The 7443-nt window shown below is 68.6% G+C and carries 7 protein-coding genes; 3 read left to right on the top strand and 4 right to left on the bottom strand.

The features are described from left to right. The first annotated feature begins 122 nt into the window (after positions 1 to 122). Positions 123 to 620: a hypothetical protein gene (locus LBC97_01205; GenBank protein ID MDR2564678.1), complete on the top strand. Its 498-nt coding sequence runs from the start codon at positions 123 to 125 to the stop codon at positions 618 to 620. 75 nt (positions 621 to 695) lie between these two features. On the opposite strand, the gene LBC97_01200 is transcribed toward LBC97_01205, so the two are convergent. The 4 genes from LBC97_01200 to dxr form a co-directional block, all read right to left on the bottom strand. Further along, on the bottom strand, positions 696 to 1598 hold the full coding sequence (locus tag LBC97_01200; GenBank protein MDR2564677.1) for a GNAT family N-acetyltransferase: 903 nt from the start codon (positions 1596 to 1598) through the stop codon (positions 696 to 698). Between the two features lie 88 nt (positions 1599 to 1686). Further along, positions 1687 to 2847, bottom strand: coding sequence for a flavodoxin-dependent (E)-4-hydroxy-3-methylbut-2-enyl-diphosphate synthase (gene ispG, locus LBC97_01195; GenBank protein ID MDR2564676.1), 1161 nt, complete (start codon positions 2845 to 2847; stop codon positions 1687 to 1689). A 37-nt stretch (positions 2848 to 2884) separates the two neighbouring features. Continuing rightward, positions 2885 to 4309, bottom strand: a complete 1425-nt coding sequence (locus tag LBC97_01190; GenBank protein MDR2564675.1) for a site-2 protease family protein — start codon at positions 4307 to 4309, stop codon at positions 2885 to 2887. After that, the gene (gene dxr, locus LBC97_01185) at positions 4300 to 5499 is read right to left on the bottom strand and encodes a 1-deoxy-D-xylulose-5-phosphate reductoisomerase (GenBank protein ID MDR2564674.1); all 1200 of its coding nucleotides are present in this window, start codon (positions 5497 to 5499) and stop codon (positions 4300 to 4302) included. Before dxr ends, LBC97_01190 begins: the two co-directional genes overlap by 10 nt. A 36-nt stretch (positions 5500 to 5535) precedes the next feature. Here dxr and LBC97_01180 point away from each other — a divergent pair, with 36 nt between their 5' ends. Together LBC97_01180 and trpB are read left to right on the top strand one after the other, a co-directional pair. Then, positions 5536 to 6132, top strand: coding sequence for a PH domain-containing protein (locus LBC97_01180; protein ID MDR2564673.1), 597 nt, complete (start codon positions 5536 to 5538; stop codon positions 6130 to 6132). Positions 6133 to 6135: 3 nt separating this feature from the next. Next, positions 6136 to 7350 (top strand): tryptophan synthase subunit beta, encoded by a 1215-nt coding sequence (trpB, locus tag LBC97_01175; protein ID MDR2564672.1) that lies wholly within the window; start codon positions 6136 to 6138, stop codon positions 7348 to 7350. The last annotated feature ends 93 nt before the right edge of the window (positions 7351 to 7443 follow it).

Raw genomic sequence — 7443 nt, 5'->3', positions numbered from 1 at the left:
GTTGTCTGGTCCTCGAAGCGCGTCATGGGCTCCCCTCCACACTCTGGGATATGTTCTATCCCAGACTACGCCGCGGACAAGCCCAAACGCCAAAGCAACACAAAAGAGACTCACACCCGTTCGTGCTTAGCCAGCCTGACGCTTTCGCGGTGGCCGCCGCATCAGTCACCGACCCGGCCGGGGACTTGCCTTGGGTCGATTTCGGCTCCTACCCGATGGGCGCGTTTTCCTTCTCTGCCATGAGCGCCCTGGTTCTGATCGCCTTGACAATCGGGCTGGTCAACGTGACAGCCGCGCTGGGCGTTGGCGTGGTCGCCCTTCAGGAGGAGCGACGCCACGCCGACCACGCGCTGGTGGTGGCGGGGATGGCCAGAGGAACCCTCGCCCGCACCCGCGGCGCCGAAATAGCGCTCGCCGTCCTTCCCGCGCCGCTGGTGGCCGCAGGTCTCGCCATCATCCTGGCCGTGGCCTACGAGCATTACGACAACCTGGCCCTCCCCTACCTGTTCGCCCGCTTCGCGCCGATCGCCGTGCTGCCGATCGCCATAGCCGCGGTCCTGGCGGTGGCCGCCGTGCTGGCGACCCCAAGCACCGAAGCAGTCACCCTCCGTCACGAATAACGCCTCCCACCCGGCATTGCGACAGCAGTTGACCGATGCCGTTCCGCCAAGTCCCCGGCCCGGCCTGCGGTTGGCTCAGAGGAGCACTGTGGCCCAGGTGCCGACTTGGCGGAAGCCGACCGCCCGGTAGACCGCCAGGGCCGGGGCGTTGTAGTCGTTGACGTAAAGGCAAACGCGGTCGCGGCCACGCGCGCGGGCGTGCTCGACCACTGCGGCCATTGCGGCCTTGGCGATGCCCCGGCCCCGGTAGGCGGGGTTGGTCCACACGCCTTGGACCTGCACCCAGCGGCCGCATTCGGCGCCGAGTTCGGCTTTGAACAAGACCTCGCCGGAGGCTTCGTCGACCCGTGCCAGCAGCGCGCCGCGCGACAGCTGGCTGGCCACGTGCGCCCGGTAGGCACCCTCCGGGCCCGGCGGGGGGAAGCCAAGTTCCTCGGTGAACATGGCGCGGCATGCGGGGACGATCACGTCGAGCATTTCCGGAGTGGCGGGCCTGACCAACGGGTCCGGGGCGCCTTGGGCTGGCCCGCCAATCGCCATCAGCGGCTGGGCCCGGCGGTAGGCGCGCGCTGGCGGCCAGCTCAGCGACAACTGGTCCCAGAACGTGGCGATCACGGCGGCATCGCCCACCATTGAGGTGTAGCGGTTGCCCCGGTCGCGGACCATGGGCACGAACGTGGCGGCGGACGCGGGATCCGCGCCGACTGGCATCAAGCTGCCGACCGCCCACACGAGGGCGCGCAAATGCTCGGGCCGCAGCGCCTGTCCGGGCCGCCTGGACCCCTGATGCTCCAGCGCCCAGACCTCGCCGGCGTTCGCGGACACGGACATGGACCCGGCCAAGCGGTGCCCCACCATCACGCCGTCGGCGCCGCGCGCTTGGCAGAACGCCAAAGCGGCGGGGTACTCCGGGCGGCTCAACAGGCGCGGACGGCTGCGCCGGGAGGATCCCAGCCGGAGCAACCGCGTGTCTGCCATCACGGCCATACTAAAGGCCCACGCCAGCGCAGGGCGCTGCGGGGCCGTTACGCTCCGCCGCCAAGACGATTGGGCCGGCCGGTGGTGCCTACGCCCCGGCGACGACCACCTGGACTCCGCCACCAGCGCCGGACTGGTCCCCGGCCTCGGCGGCCATGGCGCGGGCGCGGCTGAGGAGAACGTCGACAATCTCAGCTTCGGGCACAGTCTGGACCACCTGCCCCTTGATGAAAATCTGGCCCTTGCCATTGCCGGAGGCCACACCCAGGTCGGCTTCGCGGGCTTCGCCGGGGCCGTTGACCACGCACCCCATCACCGCCACCCGCAGTGGCACTTTAACGTCCTTCAAGCCTTCAGTGACCTGTTCCGCCAAAGTCACCACGTCGACCTGGGCCCGCCCGCAGGACGGGCAAGAGACAATGTCCAACTGGCGTTTACGCAGGCCCAGAGCCTGCAGCAACAGCGTCCCAACTTTCACTTCCTCGACGGGCGGGGCGGACAGGGAGACTCGGATCGTGTCGCCAATTCCGGCGCCCAGCAGCGCGCCGAAGGCCGCCACCGACTTGACCGTGCCCTGGAAGGCGGGGCCCGCCTCGGTCACGCCCAAATGCAGGGGCCAGTCGCCGCGTTCGGCGAGCAGCCGGTAGGCCTGGATCATCACCACCGGGTCGTGGTGCTTGACCGAGATCTTGAAGTCGTGGAAGCCGACCTCTTCGAACAGGGAGGCCTCCCAGACCGCCGACTCGACCAGCGCCTCCGGCGTTGCCTTGCCGTGTTTTTGCAGCAAGGACGGTTCCAGGGAGCCCGCGTTGACGCCGATCCGCAGCGACACGCCAGCGCCTGCCGCGGCCCGCGCGATCGCGCCGACCTGGTCGTCAAACCTCCGAATGTTGCCGGGGTTGACCCGCACCGCCGCGCAACCGGCGTCGATCGCCGCGAAAACGTATTTGGGCTGGAAGTGAATGTCGGCGATCACGGGGATGGTGGAGCGCCGCGCGATCATCCCCAGCGCGTCCGCGTCGTCCTGGGAGGGCACCGCCACGCGGACAATGTCGCACCCGGCGGCTGTCAACTCGGCGATCTGCCGCAGTGTCGCGTCCGCGTCCGCCGTCAAAGTGGTGGTCATCGATTGGACTGAAATCGGGGCGTCTCCCCCTACCGGCACGCTCCCAACCCGGATGCGGCGCGAAGGGCGGCGCGGAGCGAGGCGCTGCGGGGCTTCAGGCATTCCCAGCGAAACCGGCACCATGACAGTATGCCAGGCCGGCCCGCCGGGGTTCGGCAGCTCAGTAGCGGTAGGGCATCATCACGTCGGCCACCACCAGGATCACGGTCATGAGGATCAGCAGGCCCACCACCACATAGGTAAGCGGCATCAGGCGGGCTGAGTCCGCCGGGCCGGGAAGGGGTTGCCGCCGCAGCTTGGCCCAGGTCCGCCGCCCGCCCTCGTAGAGGGCGTTGACCACGTGGCCGCCATCCAGGGGCAGCAGCGGCAGCAAGTTGAACAGCCACAACGCGATGTTGATAGAGGCGCCGAGTTGCAGCCAGGTGCCCCAGCGCACCCGGTTCTCGTCGATCGACGGGTCGTCCGTCTGAATGGACCCGACCTCCCCGGAGACCCGCGCGATCCCCACGATCGACGTGGGCGAATTCGGGTCCCGCTCGTTGCCCTGAATCAGGTCGACCGCGACGTTCCAGACGGACACCGGCAAGTTGGCGTAGAGCTTGACGGAGGCCACGATCTGGTTCCAGAGCACGCCGGGCACCTCCGCGACCGGCCTCTTGGCGAGTTCCAGGGAACCGGCGGTGACGCCGACCAGCGACCGGGCCGCGCCCGTGCCCTCGCCCACCCGCAATGGCGTGATCGTCAGCGCCAGCAGGCTGCCGTCGCGCTCCACGGTGATCGCGGTGGGTTCGGCCGGCGCCGTGGACACCAGTCCCAGGAACTCGTCCCAGTCCCGCACCGGGTGGCCGTCCCAGCCCACAATCTTGTCGCCCGGTTCCAGCCCCGCCGCCCGAGCCGGCGTGGTCAGAGTGTCCGGCCCGCACTCCTCCGGCGCCGTCCCGTCCGCCGTCACGCATGGCGTGACGCTTGAGATCACCGTCGAATACTGGTAAACACCCACGGCCGAGAGCGCCAGCACCGCCAGGAACAGCGCCAAGATCAGGTTCATGGTGGGGCCGCCCAGCATGATCACCAGTTTCCGGGGCGCCGACTGGTTGTAGTAGGCCCGCGCCGCCACGCTCGCGGCGGCGACACCGCCTTTGCCCGATGCCGTGCGCACCGTCCCAGCACCCTGTTCCGCCGCCGAGGCGCCAGCGGAAATGGGGACGGTACCTGTTTCCGGCTCGCCGGAAACAGGTACCGTCCCCATTTCCTGGGTGGCTTCCGCCAACTCCTCGCGGGTGGCCTCCCGCGCCGCGTCTGCCAAGTTGGCCCGCCAACCGGTCTTGGCCGCACGCGGCGAGCGCTTGGGGGAATACATGCCGATCATCCGGATGTACCCGCCCAGCAGGATCCATTTGATGCCGTATTCGGTCTCTCCGACGCGCTTTGACCAGGCGGTCGGGCCGAAACCGACCATGTACTGCGAAACGGGCACCTTGAACAGCTTGGCCGGGATGAGGTGCCCCAATTCGTGCCAGGCGACCGACACGATCAGGATCACGACGAACACGACCAGCCCGAGCACAAATGTCGCTACTGCCATGCTTCAGTTCCCTCCACTAGCGCGGACGCCGCCTGGCGCGCCCAGCCGTCGGCCCAAATCACCTGGTCTAGCGTAGGGGTCCTTCCTGGGGGCAGTGTGGAAACGAACCGGCCGACCACTTCGGCGACCGTCTCCACGATCCCCAAGTAGCCGATCCGGCCGGCCAGGAAGGCTTGGACGGCAACCTCGTTGGCCCCGTTGAGCACAGCCGGATGCAGGGGCGATTCGGCCAGCGCCCGCCGCGCCAGGTCCAGCGCCGGGAAGGTCTGGTTGTCGACCGGTTCGAAGGTCCAGGCCGACTGTCCCGCGAAATCGACCGGGCTGATGACGTCTCCCAAGCGGTCGGGCCAGGCCAACGCCAAAGCGATCGGCAGGCGCATGTCCGGCGGGGAGGCCTGCGCAATGATCGCGCCGTCCCGGAATTGAACCATCGAGTGGATGATCGACTGCGGGTGCACCACCACGTCGATCCGGTCCGGCGGCACGTCAAACAACAGGTGCGCCTCGATCAGCTCGAGCGCCTTGTTGACCAGGGTGGAGGAGTTTATGGTCACCACCGGCCCCATCTTCCAAGTCGGATGGTCAAGGGCCTGGGCCGGGGTGACCCCGGCCAGTTCGGCCCGCCCGCGCCCCCGGAACGGGCCCCCGGAAGCGGTCAGGATGAGCCGCTCGACCTCGCCGGCCCGCCCCGACCTCAGGCATTGGGCGATCGCCGAATGCTCCGAGTCGACGGGCACAATCTGTCCCTCGCGTTGGACCGCGCTCTTGACCAGCGCCCCGCCAATGACCAGCGACTCTTTGTTCGCCAGCGCCAACGTGGACCCCGCGCGCAGGGCCGCCAGCGTTGGCTCCAGCCCGGCCGCGCCGGTGATCCCGTTCAGCACCACGTCGGTGCCGCTGCCGGCGATTATGGAGGTTCCCACCGGTCCGGCCACGATTTCACAGCCGCCTGGCCAGCCCTCCCCCAAGGCGGCCAGTTCGGCCTCGACCGCGGCGACGGCATCGTCGGCTGGCAAAGCGACAAGCGCGGGACGGAGCGCCGCGACTTGCCGGGCGAAGGCGTCCGGGCGCGACCCGCCGGCCGCCAAAACCCGGACCCGGAAACGGTCGGGGTGGCGCGAGATGACGTCGACGGCCTGGCGGCCGATCGAACCGGTCGACCCCAAGAGCGTGACGGTGCGCTGGCGCATTGGCCTATTGTCCCGTACTCGGCCAGACTTATGGCCATGGGATTCAATCCGTCTGAACTGGCCGCCGGCGAATACGTCATCTTCCACGCCCGCGCCCACTGGAAAGTACTGGTCGCGCCGGTGCTGGTGTTGATCGTCGCGGTGACTTGCTGGCTGGTCTTCTGGTTGAAGGTGATCCCGGAGGCGAACAGCTGGAACTGGGCCCGCTGGGCGGTGGCGGCCCTGGCGGCGGCGGCGGTGGTGATTTGGACCATCGCGCCGATTGTCCGCTGGGCGTGCCGCACCGACACGCTGACCAACTACCGCCTGATCTCCCGGGAGGGCGTCTTCAAGCGGGAGGGCCGCGACATCCCGATGGATCGGGTGCACGCGGTCTCCTACCAGCAGACCTTCATCGAGCGGCTGCTCGGGGCGGGCACGCTGCACGTGCAAACGGCCGCCCAGCAATCGGACGTGGCGCTGGACGACGTGGCCCACGTCAAACGCCGCCAACTCCAGATCAACGAGCAACTGCTCGACCGCGACTTCGAGGCGGTCGCCCCCGATTCGGCGGCCGGGCGGTCGGCCGAGCGGGCCTCAGGCCGATTCGCTGCCGAGGACGACGGCGAAGACAACGAACCCGAAAGGCACTGACCCATGCAATCCAAGCCCTACCTGCGCGAACACCCCGACGCGAAGGGATTCTTCGGCCCGTACGGCGGCGCGGAGGTGCCCCCGGCGCTGGCCCGCGAAATGGAGTCGATCCACGAGGCGTACCAGACCATCGGCAACAGCCACGACTTCATCATGAAGCTCCGCGACATCCGCGAGCACTTCCAAGGGCGCCCCACCCCGGTCTACTACGCCAAGCGGCTGACCGAGGCGGTGGGCGGCGGCCGCATCTACTTGAAGCGCGAGGACCTCAACCACACCGGGGCCCACAAGCTCAACCACTGCATGGGCGAGGCGCTGCTGGCCTCCTACCTGGGCAAGAAGAAGCTGATCGCGGAAACCGGGGCGGGCCAGCACGGCGTGGCCCTGGCCACCGCCGCCGCGTACTTCGGCCTGGAGTGCGAGATCCACATGGGCGAGGTCGACATCGCCAAAGAGCACCCCAATGTGGTCCGGATGAAGATCCTGGGCGCGAAGGTGGTGCCGGTCTCCGCTGGCCAGCGCACCCTCAAGGAAGCGGTCGACAGCGCCTTCGGCGCGTACCTGGAGGACCCGGTCAACACCATTTACTGCATCGGCTCGGTGGTCGGCCCGCACCCGTTCCCCATGATGGTGCGGGACTTCCAGGCCGTGGTAGGGATCGAGGCCCGCGAGCAGTTCCAGGCCATGACCGGCTGGCTGCCGGACCACGTGGTGGCCTGCGTGGGCGGCGGCTCCAACGCGATGGGTATTTTCAGCGCCTTCATCGACGACCCGACCGAGCTTTGGGGGGTCGAGCCGCTGGGGGTCGGCAAGGCGCTGGGCCAGCACGCCGCGTCGTTGACCTACGGGCACGATGGCGACCTGCACGGCTTCCGCTCGGTGTTGTTGGAAAACCCGGACGGCACTCCGGCGGCCGTGCATTCGGTCGCCTCCGGTTTGGACTACCCGTCAGTTGGCCCCGAGCACGCCTTCCTGAACAAGACCCTGGGCCGCACGCACGCGGTGGGCGCCACTGACGATGCCGCGATTGCCGCTTTCTACCAGCTGTCGCGGCTGGAGGGCATCATCCCGGCGCTCGAATCGGCTCACGCCGTGGCCTACGCCGTCGAATTGGCCAAGTCGAAGCCCTACCAGTCGATCCTGGTCAACCTGTCCGGCCGGGGCGACAAAGACATCGACTTCGTCTACGAGACCTACCCGCCGGACACGGTCCCCTGACCCGAGCCTTCGCCGGTCCGGCGATTGGCCGAGCCGGGCAGGCGGCAGGCCTTGAGGCGGCAAACGGAAATGACATAGAACCCGCAGAGCAAG

Source organism: Bifidobacteriaceae bacterium (genome assembly GCA_031281585.1).
GTDB lineage: Bacteria > Actinomycetota > Actinomycetes > Actinomycetales > WQXJ01 > JAIRTF01.
Note: the sequence above shows the minus strand (reverse complement) of the source record. Positions and strands in the feature narration are given on the sequence as shown.